Annotated in this window: 1 protein-coding gene; it reads left to right on the forward strand. The window is 46.4% G+C overall.

The annotated features are described in order from the left end of the window. On the forward strand, positions 1 to 610 hold a 610-nt coding region (locus R8O11_RS26630; RefSeq protein WP_318194796.1), incomplete at its 5' end, for an alanine racemase C-terminal domain-containing protein. Between the last annotated feature and the right edge of the window lie 196 nt (positions 611 to 806).

Below are 806 nucleotides of genomic sequence, written 5' to 3' on the forward strand. Positions count from 1 at the left end.
CCCGAATGAAGGTCTTGATGAAATCCGCCGCAAGGTTGACCGTTTCAAAGTAGAAACAAAGTGGCTAATGGACGGCGCAGGTCTGAAACGTAAAGACATCACACTGCACGTGGCTAACTCTTACATCACGCTAAATCTGCCTGAAGCACATCTGGATATGGTTCGTCCTGGCGGCATGCTGTACGGTGATTACCCTGCAACCCTACCTTACGAGCGCATCGTGTCTTTCAAAACACGCGTAGCATCACTGCACCACCTACCGAAAAACAGCACTGTGGGTTACGACAGCAGCTTTACAACCACTAAAGAAAGCGTAATGGCGAACCTTCCTGTCGGTTACTCTGACGGTTACCCAAGAAAAATGGGCAATACGGCAGACGTGCTGATCAATGGTCAACGTGCAAAAGTGGTTGGCGTAACGTCAATGAATACAACAATGATCGACGTTTCCGATATCAAAGGCGTGAAGCCGGGTTCTGAGGTCGTTCTGTTCGGCAACCAAAAATCTCAAACCATCAATGCCGCAGAAATCGAGAAGAACGCCGACGTGATCTTCCCAGAACTTTACACCATTTGGGGTACATCAAACCCTCGCGTGTACGTGAAGTAATCTTACGACTTCCTTTTTAAACACTTCCTAACTCAAAGCGAGCTTCGTGCTCGCTTTCTTTTTTCGCTCAAAAAGCCCTGAAACACCGATAACGTTAATGTCATCTTGTTGTCTGCGACGAAAACCACATTTTGGTTGTGGTTGAAAGCCCATCCAATTGATGTTAAACATGCAGTTTACAAAATCACAACAATAC

This window comes from Vibrio sp. 1288 (assembly GCF_033344475.1).